Below are 16,137 nucleotides of genomic sequence, written 5' to 3'. Positions count from 1 at the left end.
AGTGATTTGACTAACGTATGTTTAACACGATGATAGATGTTAAACAAGTATCTCTCTATTACATAATGAATTAACTCTGTTTGTTTAACCCGCTTTATCTTGCCCTGAAAAAGCGGGCCATATTTGGTCATTTTTATTAGCACATGAGGCTAATAGAATCATAGATTTTTTTTGTGATTCGCTTTTTGTAGGGATTACATAGCTTCAGGAGGACTTTCTAATATTACCTTCCAATACCCTCGTTTCGACCCATGGATTACTATGCCTTCTTTACTCATGGCCGCAAGGATATTGGAAATATTTTTTGGAGTGCTGTTGATATGTGTGGCAAGTTCTGCTGGTGACATTTCTCCATGTTCCTTGAGAATATCTAATAGCCGTTGCCGTTCCGGGGAGGAGGCCCGGAACGTTGAAGCATCCCGGAGTTTCCAGGTACAGGAGGCAGTATCAAATCTCACTGGTAGAGTTTTAGATTCATAATCACGGCTGGTACAGCTTAACTCGCCATCATTGGAGAAACGGTTTTTGATAAGAAGTAATATTGAATCGGCCACCGCCATATTGGCGGTGGTCCCTAAAATTTCATTATAGGCGTCAAGTTCATCCCTCATCTTCCGGGTATGGTGAACCAGGATAAGGGCTATGTTACATTCATCGGCCAAGGTTTTAAGCCTGCCCATCCAGTCATAATCATTCTGGAAGGTGCTTTCACTTCTTCCGGAAGCAAAGCGGCCATAGGTATCTATAGCCGCTACCTTCACCTCTGGAAGTGCCTCAAGGGTGTCCCTTATTGCCTTGATTCCTTCTCCATTGGACGGACAGGCGGTCGTCATAAAAAGATTATCCGCCGGAGCCACCCCCATCTTTCTTTCCCGGCCTTTAAGCCGACTGGGAGAATCTTCCAAGGCCAGATAGAGGCAGGAGCAAGGGTTTGCAACCTCCTGGCCAAGAAAGATTCCCCCGGAACAGAGGACATGAAGCAGTTGGAGAACCATCCAGCTTTTTCCGGTCTTTGAGGCTCCGCAGAGTAAGGTGAGGCCCCTGGCGGGGATTAGTCCATCCACCAGGAACTCAATCGCCGGATAATCGGTCTCATGGATTTCCTTACTGGTAAGTACATCCAGAATTACCTTCCGGTTTTTCACCTTTTCAAAATGAAGTTCTTGATTATTTAATTCGGCGATAGGCCTGTTTTCATTTCGTGTCTTCATTGACTGGTTCTATGTTGTACCGTTCACCCCGCTTGAGATAATAATGTTTTAAGTCCCCATCATGAAAAACAAGTTCTAGTGTTATGCTGCCATAGGGCGGCTGCTCTTGTTTTATCTGCTGAAAGATAGAAAGCCAGGGTTCGCCAATCATTTTTTACCTCCACCAATCCGGTTTTCCAGGACATAGGCTTCCACATCTGAACGGAGAAAGCGGACGCTTTTCCCTAATTTAATCCGGGGGAGAGCAGATGGGGGAATTTTGGTATCCAGAGTGGAAACTCCGATCTGCAAAAACCGTGCGACCTGTTTGCGGGATAGGATTTCTCCAAATGAAGAAATCAAAGAACTGGTTTAATTGTCTGTGTGCATAATGCACCTCCTCAAATTTATTAGCGGCTCTATGAACCGCAAGGTAAGGAGATGGTATATGGAAAGAAATAGAAAAGATTCCTTGATTCAGTGGAAAATTCCAAGCTGGATGGAAATGTAAGAATTTTATGGCTAATAAGTTATTATTGATATGGACTAATCATAGGAAAGGAAGGATTCATAGGATTTAAGCCATTTGCAGATAATCGTCAATAGCTCTGTTGATTTTCTTGATTTTCACAATGGCCTTATCTGACAATTCCTTACGGGCATCATCCCAGAGGGTGTCTTTGTTAAAAGCCAGCATAAACGGCTCCCAATCCCGCTTTCCCGAAAGGCTGGGGTTGATTCGTTCCCTGATAAGTCCTGCGAGAACCCCATAAGTATCATTCCAGCCAAAGGAATTGCCATTGTCGGTTATATAAGGTCTGCCCGATGAACCTTCAAGATGTTGAAGCGCTTCCACCACGTCAAACATATCCGGATACTTGGCAAACATATAGAGCTTCCTCCAATGAAAATCCTGCTGCCTAATCTTATTCGGAATGGTATTATAAAGTTGGGATAATTCATAAAACACATTGCTGATGGATTCTTTGACTTCATCCACTTTTCTGTCGATCTGGGAACAAAGCTTGTAAACTTCCGGAAGAAGATCATATTCCGGGTATTCCCGTTGGGCTTCTTCTAAACAACGGAGCATATAGTTTTTATTTACTATAACGCCATGTACGACCTTGAAAATATTCAAGAATCCTTGGGTGTCATATTTGTCAATCTCTGCGAAAACAGTATGGCAGACCGCATTTTGTGTTTCCCATATTTCTCCGGCGATCTCTTTCTGCAAAAGGGCCCTTTCTTTTCCATCTGTTTTTGCGAATCTCCGCATAGTGGAATCAATGAAGCTCTTCACCGAAAGGTCGGGATTAAAATATTTCATGGAATGCCCGTCGATGGTATCGGCCTCATGGTGGTAATACTGGACAACCTGTTCCATAGGGGAAGGAAAAGCCACCGAATCCAGAAGTTCATATTCTTCATTTCCCATAGTGAGAGTTTTCACCCACGACAACGCATGGTAATGGCAGATGAGGGTAAAAGCATTATCCAGTTGAAGGCAGTAAGAAAGTTTTTCATGAAGTACAATCAGGGGGATTAGCTTATACGGGTCTTGTTGCCATGTTTCATAGAAGAAGGTTTGGGCGTCCACCGGCTGGGCGTTCCGGGGTGATTTCAGGAACCACATATCGGCCTCTAATATAAAGAAGGTAGGTATGTAATTCTGAAACATTACATACCTACCTTATATTCTAATCAATATTTTATCCGTTCGCTTGTTTTGGAAACATTATTTCGGGTTCCTGCCCCCCTCCTGGCTTTAAGCCTTCTTTAATGGCCTGAGCCATTTTGTTAAAGGTTTCCTTATCAATATGGCTGGCGTAGTGGTCAAACATAATGCTTGTCTTGTGTCCCAGGATCGCCATACCAATAGTACGATTAGTAACCTGGGCTAAGTTTTTGGCGCAGTAATGTCTCCAGCTATGGAATACGATATTCCGTTCCTTCCGTTCGGCTTCACTTATTCCCGCCGCGTAGAGAACGGCGTAAAAGTCTTTCTTTATTTGTTTTTCATCATAAGGTGTTTCCGCCTTTTCCCCTGAGAACATAAGACAATTAATACTGCTGCTTCTGTGGTGTTTTTTTATATACGCAAGCAATTCATTATAGAGTTCCGGCAAAATAGGAACCTGCCGCCTTTCCCGGTTCTTGGTTGATTTTAGGCCGCCGTCAATTTTGCTCCAACTGTGTTCCACGTTGATTTTATCCTCGTGTATATCGCAAATCCGAAGAGATCTGACTTCTCCCAGCCGCATCCCAGTTTGGGAGGCGATAAGGTTTATCAGCCGGGAACGGGGATCTCGCCAGGGGAGGGTAAATATTTTTTCCGCCTCTTCCCGCTCAAGGATACCCCTTTCTTTAATATTCCCACTGGCCCGGAGGACGGCGTCAAAATCAAATTTTTGGATATGCTTTCGTCTCTTAGCATATTTCAAGGCCACAAAGCAGGCATTCCTTGCCAAGTTGACGGTGGATGCGGAAAGCCCCCTATCTATCTTGAGATGGACAAGAAAATCCTGTATGGCCATCTCATCGATTTGGATGAGGAGTTTCTTCTTGAAATAGTCCTTATAGTACCGTTGGACGATGTTCTGCATATCCCTGGAATGGCGGCGTTTGGGCTCCTTGCCCATAGTTTTCATTTCTCGGAAATAGGAGGAGGTGTCAAAATCCCAGAAATCCATGAGGTAATCACAGAATAGATTTTTATTTGTCCGGGGGGTAGAAGGGACTCCTTCTTTGAGCCACCGCTGGGCAATGGTCTCCGCGTCTCCTCTGTTGGTGGTTCTGGTACTCCTTCTAGCCCCCAGCTTCCCGGTTTCAGGAATGGTGAAGGTGACATACCAATAGCCGTCATTCGTCCGCTTGTATAAATAAAAAAGGCGCATTTATCCCCTTTTGTACATCCTTTGTACAGTCAGAAAATAAACACACCTTCACTGGTGGAAGCGTTTAACTTCGTGCTTATAAATCCTTACAGAGTAAGGATTTGTATTTCTGGGCCCACCTGGACTTGAACCAGGGACCGACGGATTATGAGTCCGCAGCTCTAACCAACTGAGCTATAGGCCCTATACGTTTATTTCTTTTTACCGTGAATGGGCGAAAAAGTCAATAAAGGCCCCGGGGCTGCCGATACGTATACGGGGGCTTGTATGCATAAATTCCGGTATAAAACACAGATTTTCTTCATTATATTAACTATCCTCGGAATGCCGCTTTTGGCGGAACAGTTTGAATACAAACATACCAAAGGCGACCGGTACCGGATTCTTTCCACGGTCAATGAGGATGTGTACGTTGACCGGCGTCTGAGCCACCGGGCGGAGATTCTCAACCGTATCGCGGTGGAAGTTACCGACATCCGTGACGGCCTTGGCCTCCATTCCGCGCGGTTCCAGACCGCTGAACGGTCCGAGGGTGTATACGGGGGCCAAAGCTTCCAGTGGGCCCGGGAATACGAGTCGGTATTCGGCCGGGACCGGCAGGGGTATATCACCATAGATCCCAAATACTATATGCCGGTGGTCCGTAATGTCCCGGTTTTTCCCGGCAGAAACGTGGTGCCCGGGGATACCTGGTCCGCCGAGGGCCATGAAATGCACGATTTCAGGGATGTTTTCGGAATTCAGGAACCGTACCGCATTCCTTTTACCGCGAATTATACCTACCTGGGGAACAGGGAGTGGAAAGGCTCAAAATATCCGGCGTTTTCCGTTTCATACCGTATTTTTTCCGAACCCAAGGCCGTCTCCGGCCGTATCTGGCCGGTCCGCATCATGGGCGCGTCGGACCAGCTGGTTTTCTGGGATTTTGACCTTGGCCAGGCCGCTGCCTATGAGGAATCATTCAGAATGATTTTTGAATTCTCCAACGGCCAGACCGTTGAGTACCGGGGCAGGGCGGACGCCGAAATAATCGAAGCCCCTGCCATGGACAAGAGCCGGATGGTCACCGAAATTACCGAGGATATTGCCCGCCTCGGAATCGAGGATACCACGGTCCGCATCGTCGACGAAGGGGTCGCCATCAGCCTTGAGGATATCCAGTTCGAGCCGGATTCCGCGGTGCTTCTGGAACGGGAAAAGGCCAAACTCGACAAAATTGCGGAAATCCTTCTCCGGTACAAAGACCGGGATATTCTGGTGGGCGGCCATACGGCCATGGCCGGGACCGAAGCCGGCCGCCGGCAGCTTTCCCTGGAACGGGCCGGTGTGGTGGCGGACTACCTTATCGGAAAACAGGTCCGCGCTCCCGACCGGGTGGTGGTCCGCGGCTACGGCGCGGATAAGCCTCTGGGGGACAACCGCAGTGAAACCGGGCGCAGACAGAACCGCCGGGTGGAAATCACCATCCTGGAAAACTGAGTATTTCTGCTTAAATCAGTTATTTTTCTCATTTATATGAAAGTAGCATTCGTATAAACAACATTTTGTCTATTATTCCCATAAAATAAATTATTTCTTTTTTTGTTGCGAATTCCTAAAAGTCATGATAATTTCTTTCAGTAAGTAACTAATAAATTCTTTAGAAAGGAGTTTCACATGAGAAAGGCATTATGGTTTTTAGTCGGGTTCTGTCTTGTAGTTATGGCATGTGACATGTTCTCCGGTGCTGATATCAAATCAGCGGAAGAGGAATTTAAAAATCAGTATATTGACCTGAGCGGAGACTGGTATTTTAAGGTTTACCGCAAATATTCAAATATGTTTCAATATTTTGCTTATAACGCTTGTACCGTTACCTGGACTGATGACAGCAGCGCGGTTATCCCCGCTGCGGCTGTTTTTAAAACATGGGATATCGTCCAAGGACCATCGAATGATTATTCTACCGGCGGATTGTTGCAAATGACCAATGATGGGAGCACTACCGATGCTCGGAACACGCTGCTTGCTTCAGATGTCTTCCCGAAATGGTCTGAATCATGGTGGTGTAAGGAAATAACTATTTCTGAGGGATTTCTGGCGGAACCAACGGTTACGCTGCTCCTGAGTATTATTGATGATATGGATGTAGTGTATATCAACGGAACTCCGGTAGCTGCCAGTGGATTTAAAAAGGCAGATAATACACAGGCTCCGGCTTCTTTAGTCCCTTCTTTAGGAGGATTTGACCAATCCGGTGACTTTAGGTTTGAAAAATCCTACTGGGAGGTTAGCCGTGAATATACGGTAGATTCTTCATTACTCCAAACCGGAAAAAATGAAATCTGTATCCGGGTTTATAATAATAATTCCTACGGCGGGTTTTATGATCGTACCATGGCATTATCCGCCACTGCATCGGCGACTCGGTATCTGAAAGGACTTCCGACGGATTCAATCTCGAAAAGCGGTGTTTTGGGTGAATTAGTCGCAACCCAGATAACAGCACTTGAGCAAAAGAACATAAAGGCCTATGCCGCAACGTTATCGGACCTATACCAGAATAATGAATTGGACAAAGCTAAGCAGGTTGCCCAGGTGTCAGAGTGGTTCTCCCTGTATGATACGATCATTGTGGAGGATACCAACAACGGGTTTTATAAGCTAAATAATAAAGATCGATGCTATACAGCCCATAGGGTAATTACCGGCAGGAAGGGGGCTGTGTCGGAGGTTATTCTTGATGATGAAAATTATTATATATATTTTATTTTTGATAATTATAAATTAAAAGAAAAAGGAAACTATAACAGATGCTATTCAGTAACCTATACTTCTGCGTTGACTGAAATGAATGGCAAGGAACTGGTATATTCAGTATATCTGCCTCCATCGTATTACACTGACAGAACAGCCAGGTATCCAGTTGTATATCTGCTTCATGGCATTAACAGTACCGGACAATCATTTATAAACGTGGATAAAATCCAGGATAAAATGGAGGCTTGGATAAAGGAAGGAAAAATAAAAGAAATGATTGTTGTTATGCCCGATTCCGGAAAGAGCTCCGGTTATGAAAATACAACTACTCCGGCCGGCGGTCCTTCAGACAGTGCCGGGCCCTGGGAAGACCACATTACCATAGATATACGCGGTCAGATAGAGTCAAATTACCGGGTCTTGCAGGATAAGAAATTCCGGGCGTTGACAGGCATTTCCATGGGCGGCGGCGGTGCGTTTAAGATAGGCCTCAAGCATACGGATTTGTATTCATCCATAGCAAGCCACATGGGGGCCGTGGGCGCATCAACTAATACTCTTATTGATACAGTCCCGGCAGCTACCTTGAAAACTATGGATTTCTATCTGGACTGTGGGCTCCAGGATACTATGGTAAGCCCTGCAAATACTCAGCTTGTGGCAGAATATCTGGTATCCCTTGGCATACCGGTCACATGGGAATTAAGGGACGGAGGACACAACAGCGCATTCTATATGAGCAGTATGTTGAATTCTATGTCGTGCCATAGCCGCCATTTTACCGCAAACGGTTTATAAAAAACGGTTAAAAACCGGAAGGTAGGGTTTATTTTGTAATAAGCCCAGTTCTGTTAAATATTTGGTAGTGGTTCTGGAAAACTGATTTTGTGCATAATAAGCCCCGGCTTGACCTCCGGGGCTTATTATGGTACTAAGTTAGTATTCATGAACTATTCCAATCCTGCAAATCTTGGGGTTCTTGCATGTCCCGGGGGCGAATGTTTTGCCGGGGAGGTGATCAGTCATCTCCGGAAAGTATACCATAAGCATTTTTCCTATATGGTATCGGAACTGGCGAAACATTACGGTCTGGAAGAAGAAGCGGCCATCAGAAAGGTAAATTTTATCAATGATGTGGCTTCCAGCAACGCCTGTATTCCCGGGCAGATCCAGAAATACCGATCTCCGCGCATTAAAGTTCCCGCCCGGTTCAGCCTGTTTCCCAACGGCGAAATCAAGGCGGAAATCCTTGAATCCATCCGCGGCAAGGACCTTTACATTGTTCAGGATGTGGAAAACCATTATCCCCTGAGCTTTAATGAAGGGAAAACCACCAAGGTCATGTCCATAAACGACCATCTCATGACCATATTCGTGACCGTGGATGCCGCCAAACAGGCCGGAGCGGAACGGGTTACCCTGGTTATTCCCACCTATCCCTACGCCCGGCAGCATAAGAAAAAGGGAAGGGAAGGGCTCACCGCCGGCCGGGTCGGCCGGATTCTGGAATCCCTGGGGGTCAGCCGGATCATAACCCTTGATATTCACTCCCGGGAAATCGGCAATGCCTTCAACTTCATGCGCATGGAAAATCTCCACGCCAGTTACCAGATTATCCGCAAACTGGCGGAGCTGGAATCCATCGACAGCGATGATTTTGTGGTTCTTTCGCCTGATACCGGCGCGGTGGACCGGAATAAATTCTACGCCACGGCCCTTAAAAAACCCCTGGCCCTTCTGTACAAGGAACGGGATTACTCCAAGGTTTCCCAAAACGCCCTGGATAACAACATTGCCGAGATCAAGCTCCTGGGTAATGTATCAGGTAAAACCGTTTTCATGGCTGACGATATACTCGGCACCGGCGGAACCCTGCTTAAGGCTATGAAATTCCTCAAGGAACAGGGGGCAAAACGGGTTATCTGCGCGGTCAGTCTGCCGCTCTTTTCCGGGGATGCCATAGAACATTTTGATGAAGCGTATAAGAATGGGTATTTCCACCGGATTATCGGGACCAACGCGGTATACCATGAGGCGCTGCTCCAGCGGGAATGGTATATCAGCGCCAATATTTCGAAACTGTTTGCCAAGACCATCTCCCGGCTGCACCAGGGCCGCTCCCTCAGCTCCCTGCTGGACAACCGGGCAGTTATAAACAAGCTTTTTTCCGATAATTAATGTAATGACTTCCGAACGTATAATCCTGTGCGCGGATATCGGCACCTCATCCCTCAAAGCGGCCCTCATTGACAGCAGCGGCCGGGAACGGGCCTTTGCCCGGGAGGCGTATCCCGGCGACCAGGTCGCTGCCGGAACCGTTCTGGCAGCGGATTGGGAAGAAGCCCTCCGCCGGGCCCTGGGGCTTCTTTTTTCCCGCCATTCCGAACTTGTGCCTCACGCCGTGTGTATTTCCGGGAACGGACCCACCTTTGTGCCCGTAACCCGGGACGGCGGGGCGCTTCCGCCCCTCCACTGGCACGATAAACACAAGGTTATTTCCGTGCCCCCGGGGGATCCCGCCCGGAAATCCATGTACCTGCCCCGCGCCGCCTGGTTCCGTGAGAATGAAGCCGCCGCTTACAACAGGACGCAGTACCTCTTCGCTTCCCAGGATTGGCTCGCGTGGCGCCTGGGGGCGGACGCGGTTACCACCCTTCCGTCGCCTGCCTATACTCCCTACTACTGGGATGATGAACAGTGCCGGCTCTTCGGGCTCGATCCGGAGAAATTCCCTCCCTATATCGGCCTGGGCCGGGTAACCGGAAGGGTTTCCCCGGGGGCGGCGGAGAATTTCGGGATTCCCCGGGGTATCCCCATAGTCGCCGGTGGGCCCGATTTTATTGTGGCCCTCATCGGCGTCGGGGCTCTGGAACCGGGGATCGTCTGCGACCGGGCCGGAAGCTCCGAAGGCATCAACGTATGCAGCACCGTTCCAGCGGATTCCGGGAGCGGCCTCGGGAGTTTTCCCCATGTAAAGGACGGCTTATGGAGTGTAGGGGCCATGATCCCCAGTTCGGGGCGGCTTTTTGAATGGTTCCGGGAAATCACCGGCCAGAAGGACCGTTCCTATGAAGTTATTCTGGAGGAAATTATCCGGTGCGCCCAGGGAAAAGACGGCTGTCCGGTAGGTTCCGGGAGCTGTCTCTTTTTTCCGGATCTTTCCGGCGGCAGCCTTACCGTTCCCAGCGCCCTCGTTTCCACCGCGGGTCTCAGCTCCCGGCCGGAACTTGGCCGGGCTGTGGTGGAATCCATCGGGTTTAAGGTCCTTTCCGCCCTCGATATTCTTGAACAAAACGGTTTTCCGGTGACGGAGATGCGGATTTCCGGAGGGCAGGCGAAGAACTCCCTCTGGAACCAGCTCAAGGCGGATATATCAGGGACAGTGCTTCATGCCATGGAAATTGCCGACGGCGAACTTGCCGGAGACGCCTGCCTCGCGCTCACGGCCCTGGGAGACGCGGCGGACCTGGATGAGGCATGCCAAATGATCGTGCACATAAAAGAAACCTATATGCCGAATGGAGCCATTCACGGACAGTACCGGCAGGAATACGGCCGGTACCGGGATATCAGCTCGAAACTGGAGGCACTCTTCCCATGAAATGTTATCAGCTTCCCGAACAGATCAAGGCGCTTATTTTCGATATGGATATGACCCTTTATACCCACGCGGAGTACAACCGGGTTCAGCAGGAATACCCCGTACAGCGGCTGGCGGAACTCCGGGGTGTTTCATTTGAAGAAATGATGAAGCAGCTTAAGGAATACCGCGATGAATGGTCCGGGAACAACGGCGGCAAAACCCTGAGCATGGGAAACGCCTTTGTCGCCTTCGGTATCCCCATAGAGGAAAGCGTCCGGTGGCGGGAGGAACTGCTGGAACCGGCGGATTTTCTTTCCGAAGACCGGGAACTGCAGAAAACCATGGAAGAGCTTTCCCGGACCTATTCCCTGGGGGTGGTCACGAACAATCCCTCCCTGGTGGCCAGGAAAACCCTCGCCATCCTTGGGGTCATGCCGTTTTTTTCAGCCGTCATCGGCCTTGATACCTGCGGCGTTTCAAAGCCCCATAAGGCGCCGTTCCTGAAAGCCGCGGCGGACCTGCGCGCGGAACCCGGCGCCTGTGTATCCATCGGCGACCGGTACGATATCGATATCGCCCTTCCCCTGGAACTGGGCATGGGCGGTATTCTGGTAGACAGTGTGTCCGATGTCTACAAACTCGGCCCGGTCCTGCAAAACAACAAAGTATGATGCGGGGGAGCGCAGAGTCTGACAATCCTGAAAGCACCCGTGGGTTACCGGGGCCGCGGGGCCCGTCGGATGAAAAAACACCGCAAAGCGGTATTTCTTTTCATCCGACACCCGGCGTTACCGTTGCGGACAGGTGCTTTCAGGCTTAACCGGCTCGGTGCTGCCCTTTGCGGGGAGGGCGGCGCACGTCCGAAGGCCATGACCCCTGGCTGCAGCAACCCCACTTCTGGTTCCTGGGATATCTGGAAATGTCTTTCACCACCCAGCCCCCCCGCCACGGCAGGGTATCTGCAGTATACCGCAGCGGCAAAGCAGCATGGTCCGAAATAGGTAACGCGGGGTGCCTTAGGGTATGGGGTATGAGCGGCTTTCGAGGCCGCAGGCCGATGCGCCGCCATACCCCATACCCTAAGGCAGGACCCCCGGATCTGTTACTCCATGCTGCTTTGTCCGGCACAGTATATATATATACTGCAGACACCCTGACCGGTCCTTGACGGGCCGGATTTTTCATGCCACGCTTGATCCATGGACGCCATTGAAGCCTTTGCCGCCGGATTGTCGGATATCTGTTCCCGGACACCCCTTGCCCAGGGCCGTCCTCTGACCTGGACCGTAATCGCCAACCCGAAAGCCGGGGGCTTTACCATCAAATCCCGGTGGAACAGGCATTTTTCCGTGCTGAGTTCTTACGCAGAAAAGGCACGGAACAGTCCGGTCCGCTCCGCCTGGTCCGGTCCGTCCCGGACTGCCCAGGAATTTGACGGCGGATCCGGGGTGCTTGGTTCTTTGGGGCTGGTTCCCACCAACGGTCCGGGGCATGCCGGGGCCATCGTGGAGGCTCTTATGGATGAAGCCGGCGCCATGGCCGCTGAGAGCGGGCCGGCGCCATTTCACCTTATCATCACCGCCGGCGGGGACGGGACCAGCCTGGAGGCGCAGCTCTCGCTGTACGCGGCCCCCGCGGCGGTCCGTTCAAACTGCGCTATTCTGCGGCTTCCCATGGGGACCGGCAACGACGGCTCCGACGGCTGGGAACTGAGTGAAGCCCTGGACCTGCTGATACATCCTGCGCGGGTTGAGTATGCCCGGGCGCTGCGGCTCACCACGGCGAATAAGGACAAGGGCCCTTTCCTGGCCTTCAATATCCTTTCCGTGGGGCTCGACGCCTTTGTCACCCACATGACCAATAAGATGAAAGGCAATCTTCCCGGGGATTCCTATAAACTGTGGGTGGATATCGCGTCCCTGCTGTACGACCGGATCTACAAGGTAAAGACCATGGACGTGGCTGCCTTTGACGAGGCGGGCAGGGAGGTGACCCGTTTTACCGAACCGGTGCTGCTCCTGGCAATGGGCGCCAGCGGGCACAGGACCTATGGTTCCCACAAATGGATACTCCCGGACGACCGCAATGTCTGCGAGGTCCGGCAGATGTCCCTGCTGCGAAAGGTTGCCTTAAAAGGGCAGTTTACCACCGGCACCCATATCGATAAGCCCGAAGCCAGATTATTCAGCGCCAGCAAGGTTGAATTCCGCTACGCGTATCCGATCCTGGCCCAGATGGACGGCGAGACCGTACGTCTGGAGGACGGCGATTTTCCCGCTGCCATAGAACTCACCGAGCCGGTTATTCCGATACTGAAGAAGCTATAAATGGAAGGTGAAATTCTGGCGTGCCGCCCCGGATGCGGCGCCTGCTGCATCGCCCTGTCTATTTCCAGCCCCATGCCCGGTCTGCCCGGCGGAAAACCCGCGGGGGTCCGCTGCATTCACCTGGCCGATGATCTCCGCTGTTCCATCTACGGAACCCCCGGACGGCCGCCGGTCTGCGGATCCCTCAAACCGCTGCGGGAAATGTGCGGCTCTTCCCGGGAAGAAGCCCTGGCGTATCTGGAACAGCTGGAGGCGCTCACCGCGCCGGACCGGAGTGAACCGGTGCCGGCTGTTTCCTCATAAAACTGGTTTTTAGTATTTTTCCTTCATTTCGAAGCGTTCCACATTGCCGGTGGTTTTCATGGCCTTGGCGAGTTTCGAAATATCCGTTGAGTCGGGCATTCCCACCAGAAGCCGCAGACGGGCGCCTTTGTCTTTGCCGATGGACTGGTTTACGTCCACCGACTGGATCCTGACTCCGAAGGATTTCAGTATTTTCATGGCTTCCTTGGTATCGGGGATGCTGCTCTTGTAGGTAAGCTCGAGAATCTTGTTCCGTTCCGAAGGGAAGAGTTTCTTTTCGAATACATCCAGAAGAATAAGGGTTACCAGGGTTATAATCTCGGTCACCGCGGCTGCCAGGAACATGCCGGCGCCGATGGCAAGGCCCACGGCGGCAATAAGCCACAGGGACGCGGCGGTGGTGAGGCCCTTTACGTTATTGCCCAAACGGATAATGGCACCGGCGCCGAGAAACCCGATGCCCGATACGACCTGTGCGGCAATCCGTCCGGGATCCCCGTTTTTCAGGGAATTGAATTCCTGGGGAAGCCAGATCGAAAGGATCATCAGAAGGGTTGCCCCGGTGGCAATGAGAATATGGGTCCTCAGCCCCGCGACCTGCCGCCGGCTGGAGCGTTCAAAACCGATAATGGCCCCTGCCACAAATCCGAGGCACAGGCGGATAACCATATCCATTTCTGTAATAACTGGTGTGTCCATATATATACTATATCGGCTAATATAAAAAAACTCCACAGGGTGTAAATCCCGCGGGACTGCCTTCCGGAGGTTTTTTTACAGCCGGGCCGCCAGCCGCGTAACCGAAGCCTCGAATTTCGCCAGTTCTTCCCGCATAAGATTGACGAAGAAATTACCATCCGGTGCCCCGGTGACCTGTTCCATTTCCGCTCTGTTCCGGTATGTTATGGCCCTGAAGGGATCATTAAAATCCTTTGCCCTGCTCAGGTACACCTGACCGGTGAGCCATTTTTTTGTTTTTCCTGCGTAAAAAAGTTCATCCCTGAACCCGGAGGAATCCATACCGCCGCTGCCGCCGGATTTTTCCCCGGTGCCGTCTTCGTTCCTGAGAAGGGCCAGCACCGACCACGCGTGCCGGGCTTTGTCCAGGGGATACAATGAAGCCATCCGGCCGTATTCGGCGTGGATGTCGTCCCAGCTCCGCATCTCTCCGCAGCGGATTTGTTCCCTCAGATTGTCAATCCTGAATGACGGTACGATCTGGCCTCCAAGGTTGGTCCAGTCCCGGACCCTTCCATGGGATGCCGCCGCCGCGGCCCAGCCGGGCTCCCGGTCTTCCATTTCCCGTTTGAGATCCCCGAAATCCATATCCGGGCGGGATTCCATATAACCGATGAGTGTTTTTACCGAATAATACCGGAGCATATCCCGGTAGGCTGCCCGGGCTTTCCGGGGTTTCAGGATAACCGTTCCCCGGCTGTGCCGTTCCAGTCCGGTGCAGGGGATTTCCTCATCCGCCGCGGGAATATACGCGTATTCGGGATCCTCAGGATCCCCGCCGGAATCCGGCGGGCCGTATCCGTTTCCTTCGGTCCTGTTTAATTCTTCCTCCCCGCTTAACCCTGCCTTAACCATCCAGTTTTCCAGGAACCCGAGGGCTTCTATTATTTCCTCCGCCGTGTCCGGGGCCAGATAGTCGGTCTCGATCAGCTGGATTTTTTTCAGCCGTTTATCCCGGGCCGCGGTTTTCCAGGAATTCCGTTCCAGGGCGTACATATTGTAGAGCCAGAAATACGCGGGCATCACCTCCAGGCGGTCCTTTTTCGTGTTGTTGTTAACCAGAGAAAAGGGAAGGGTGATGTTGAGCTCATAGGGATAGTCTCCTTTTGAAATGAGCACAAAGGAGGCGAAACGGCTGGAGTGTTTCAGGGTGACCGAAAGCCCGGGCCAGAAACCCCGGCCCGCCCGGATTTCCCCGTCGTTTGCCCGGCTGTTGTGGTTGGACCCGATGGTGGCTCCGGCGGCCATGTTGGACATGCCCTGGATCAGGCTCGCGATAAGAAAGGAATTGTTGTGGTGCTGTTCATGAACGGGAAAAATCAGGTTGTTCAGGATTTCGCAGCAGGAAACGGTTGAGTTGTCCCCCATTACCGAGTGGATGAGCCGGGCTCCGTATTTTAAATTGCAGTTCCTGCCCATAACGAAACGGACCGCCTTGGAGCCGTAGAAAACGTGGCTGCCGTATCCGACGATCCCGTTCACCATTTCGACCCCCTCGCCGACCTGGCTCGGTTCATCTTCGGAGGAAAGGATGGTGATGTTCTTAAGCTTGTTCGCCCCTTTTATGTACGCGCCGGAACCTACGGCGGTATCCTTGATGATGCCGCAGCTTTTTATCACCGACCCGGAGCCCACGGTCCCATAGCTGCCCCGGTGTCCGCCGTACTGGTTCTGGGTTATTTCCATGAGTTTTGCCGTAAGCGCGGTGTCGTCCCGGTAGGCGGCCCAGAGATACGCGTCGGCGGGAATCATATCAACGAAAGGCAGTACGGATCTGCCGCCGGCTTCGTTCATCACGTCTATCCAGATACGGATGTCCTCTTTTTCACCGTCCTTAAGAACCCCGTTCCCGAATTTCGCGTGGTTGGTGGTCTGCATTTCGTCAATGCGGGACAGGATGACCCGGTCTCCGATGATATAATGGGAAATATACGTGCAGTCCTGAATCGCCGGATCATCGCCGATATCGCAGGAAATGACGGTGCTGTTCCGTATTCCCGCGGGAATACGGAAATCGTGGTGCTGAAGCAGCACGTCCCGCAGTATTCCGATACGTATGAGCCCGTGGAAACTGGAATTCCGTATCAGCCCCGGTTCAAAGGGATCGCTCACCAGGAAATTGTCCCAGTCTGAGCAGTAATTCTCGTTTTTTACCAGGACCTCTATCTCATGGGATTTCAGCCGCCGCCAGGTTCGGCGGATACTTGGGTTCTGTTGATTCCGGAGCCAGTATTCATCCTTGTCCGCCGGTAAATATTCCGGGGGAATGAAATCATATCCGTACCGTTCCGATGGAATAACTTTCACGCTGTTCATAATTCACCTCGGATTACGATTTTCTCCATTATATAAAAAAATTG

Annotated in this window: 13 protein-coding genes and 1 tRNA gene; 7 read left to right on the top strand and 7 right to left on the bottom strand. The window is 51.3% G+C overall.

Features of this window, described 5'->3' with window-relative positions:
* Positions 1-194: 194 nt before the first annotated feature.
* The 5 genes from JFL75_RS06970 to JFL75_RS06950 form a co-directional block, all read right to left on the bottom strand.
* Positions 195-1,211, bottom strand: coding sequence for an AAA family ATPase (locus JFL75_RS06970; protein ID WP_215625959.1), 1,017 nt, complete (start codon positions 1,209-1,211; stop codon positions 195-197).
* A 147-nt stretch (positions 1,212-1,358) separates the two neighbouring features.
* Positions 1,359-1,553, bottom strand: coding sequence for a helix-turn-helix domain-containing protein (locus JFL75_RS21005; RefSeq protein WP_223292791.1), 195 nt, complete (start codon positions 1,551-1,553; stop codon positions 1,359-1,361).
* 214 nt (positions 1,554-1,767) lie between these two features.
* The gene (locus JFL75_RS06960; protein ID WP_215625957.1) at positions 1,768-2,871 is read right to left on the bottom strand and encodes a hypothetical protein; all 1,104 of its coding nucleotides are present in this window, start codon (positions 2,869-2,871) and stop codon (positions 1,768-1,770) included.
* Between the two features lie 31 nt (positions 2,872-2,902).
* The gene (locus JFL75_RS06955) at positions 2,903-3,883 is read right to left on the bottom strand and encodes a tyrosine-type recombinase/integrase (protein ID WP_215625956.1); all 981 of its coding nucleotides are present in this window, start codon (positions 3,881-3,883) and stop codon (positions 2,903-2,905) included.
* A gap of 314 nt (positions 3,884-4,197) precedes the next feature.
* Positions 4,198-4,271 (bottom strand) — tRNA-Ile (locus JFL75_RS06950).
* 83 nt (positions 4,272-4,354) lie between these two features.
* On the opposite strand from JFL75_RS06950, the gene JFL75_RS06945 reads away from it, so the two are divergent.
* From JFL75_RS06945 to JFL75_RS06915, 7 genes are all read left to right on the top strand, one after another.
* Complete coding sequence (locus JFL75_RS06945; protein WP_223292790.1) at positions 4,355-5,566, top strand: OmpA family protein; 1,212 nt, start codon at positions 4,355-4,357, stop codon at positions 5,564-5,566.
* Between the two features lie 177 nt (positions 5,567-5,743).
* The gene (locus JFL75_RS06940) at positions 5,744-7,624 is read left to right on the top strand and encodes an alpha/beta hydrolase (RefSeq protein WP_215625955.1); all 1,881 of its coding nucleotides are present in this window, start codon (positions 5,744-5,746) and stop codon (positions 7,622-7,624) included.
* 147 nt (positions 7,625-7,771) lie between these two features.
* Positions 7,772-9,004 carry a ribose-phosphate diphosphokinase gene (prs, locus tag JFL75_RS06935; protein WP_215625954.1) on the top strand — a complete coding sequence of 411 codons (1,233 nt, stop codon included), beginning with the start codon at positions 7,772-7,774 and terminating at the stop codon, positions 9,002-9,004.
* Positions 9,005-9,008: 4 nt separating this feature from the next.
* On the top strand, positions 9,009-10,427 hold the full coding sequence (locus JFL75_RS06930; RefSeq protein WP_215625953.1) for a xylulokinase: 1,419 nt from the start codon (positions 9,009-9,011) through the stop codon (positions 10,425-10,427).
* Complete coding sequence (locus tag JFL75_RS06925; RefSeq protein ID WP_215625952.1) at positions 10,424-11,080, top strand: HAD family hydrolase; 657 nt, start codon at positions 10,424-10,426, stop codon at positions 11,078-11,080. Before JFL75_RS06930 ends, JFL75_RS06925 begins: the two co-directional genes overlap by 4 nt.
* Before the next feature lie 528 nt (positions 11,081-11,608).
* A complete protein-coding gene (locus tag JFL75_RS06920; protein WP_215625951.1) occupies positions 11,609-12,736 on the top strand; it encodes a diacylglycerol/lipid kinase family protein in 1,128 nt (375 codons plus the stop codon).
* Positions 12,737-13,039, top strand: coding sequence for a YkgJ family cysteine cluster protein (locus JFL75_RS06915; RefSeq protein WP_215625950.1), 303 nt, complete (start codon positions 12,737-12,739; stop codon positions 13,037-13,039).
* Between the two features lie 9 nt (positions 13,040-13,048).
* Here the strand turns inward: JFL75_RS06915 and JFL75_RS06910 are convergent, their stop codons facing one another.
* Positions 13,049-13,738: an MgtC/SapB family protein gene (locus JFL75_RS06910; protein WP_215625949.1), complete on the bottom strand. Its 690-nt coding sequence runs from the start codon at positions 13,736-13,738 to the stop codon at positions 13,049-13,051.
* 75 nt (positions 13,739-13,813) lie between these two features.
* Positions 13,814-16,093, bottom strand: a complete 2,280-nt coding sequence (locus JFL75_RS06905) for a DUF4954 family protein (protein ID WP_215625948.1) — start codon at positions 16,091-16,093, stop codon at positions 13,814-13,816.
* Positions 16,094-16,137 lie beyond the last annotated feature (44 nt).

The organism is Breznakiella homolactica (genome assembly GCF_016616095.2).
GTDB lineage: Bacteria > Spirochaetota > Spirochaetia > Treponematales > Breznakiellaceae > Breznakiella > Breznakiella homolactica.
The sequence above is the reverse complement of the archived record's forward strand: the minus strand, read 5'-3'. Positions and strand labels throughout refer to the sequence as shown.

Excerpts from the sequence above, each read along its gene's own strand:
- JFL75_RS06970 (WP_215625959.1), bottom strand. The coding sequence starts at position 1,211 with ATGAAGACACGAAATGAAAACAGGCCTATCGCCGAATTAAATAATCAA.
- JFL75_RS06960 (WP_215625957.1), bottom strand. The coding sequence starts at position 2,871 with ATGTTTCAGAATTACATACCTACCTTCTTTATATTAGAGGCCGATATG.
- JFL75_RS06955 (WP_215625956.1), bottom strand. The coding sequence starts at position 3,883 with ATGGATTTCTGGGATTTTGACACCTCCTCCTATTTCCGAGAAATGAAA.
- JFL75_RS06945 (WP_223292790.1), top strand. The coding sequence starts at position 4,355 with ATGCATAAATTCCGGTATAAAACACAGATTTTCTTCATTATATTAACT.
- JFL75_RS06940 (WP_215625955.1), top strand. The coding sequence starts at position 5,744 with ATGAGAAAGGCATTATGGTTTTTAGTCGGGTTCTGTCTTGTAGTTATG.
- prs (WP_215625954.1), top strand. The coding sequence starts at position 7,772 with ATGAACTATTCCAATCCTGCAAATCTTGGGGTTCTTGCATGTCCCGGG.
- JFL75_RS06930 (WP_215625953.1), top strand. The coding sequence starts at position 9,009 with ATGACTTCCGAACGTATAATCCTGTGCGCGGATATCGGCACCTCATCC.
- JFL75_RS06925 (WP_215625952.1), top strand. The coding sequence starts at position 10,424 with ATGAAATGTTATCAGCTTCCCGAACAGATCAAGGCGCTTATTTTCGAT.
- JFL75_RS06920 (WP_215625951.1), top strand. The coding sequence starts at position 11,609 with ATGGACGCCATTGAAGCCTTTGCCGCCGGATTGTCGGATATCTGTTCC.
- JFL75_RS06915 (WP_215625950.1), top strand. The coding sequence starts at position 12,737 with ATGGAAGGTGAAATTCTGGCGTGCCGCCCCGGATGCGGCGCCTGCTGC.
- JFL75_RS06910 (WP_215625949.1), bottom strand. The coding sequence starts at position 13,738 with ATGGACACACCAGTTATTACAGAAATGGATATGGTTATCCGCCTGTGC.
- JFL75_RS06905 (WP_215625948.1), bottom strand. The coding sequence starts at position 16,093 with ATGAACAGCGTGAAAGTTATTCCATCGGAACGGTACGGATATGATTTC.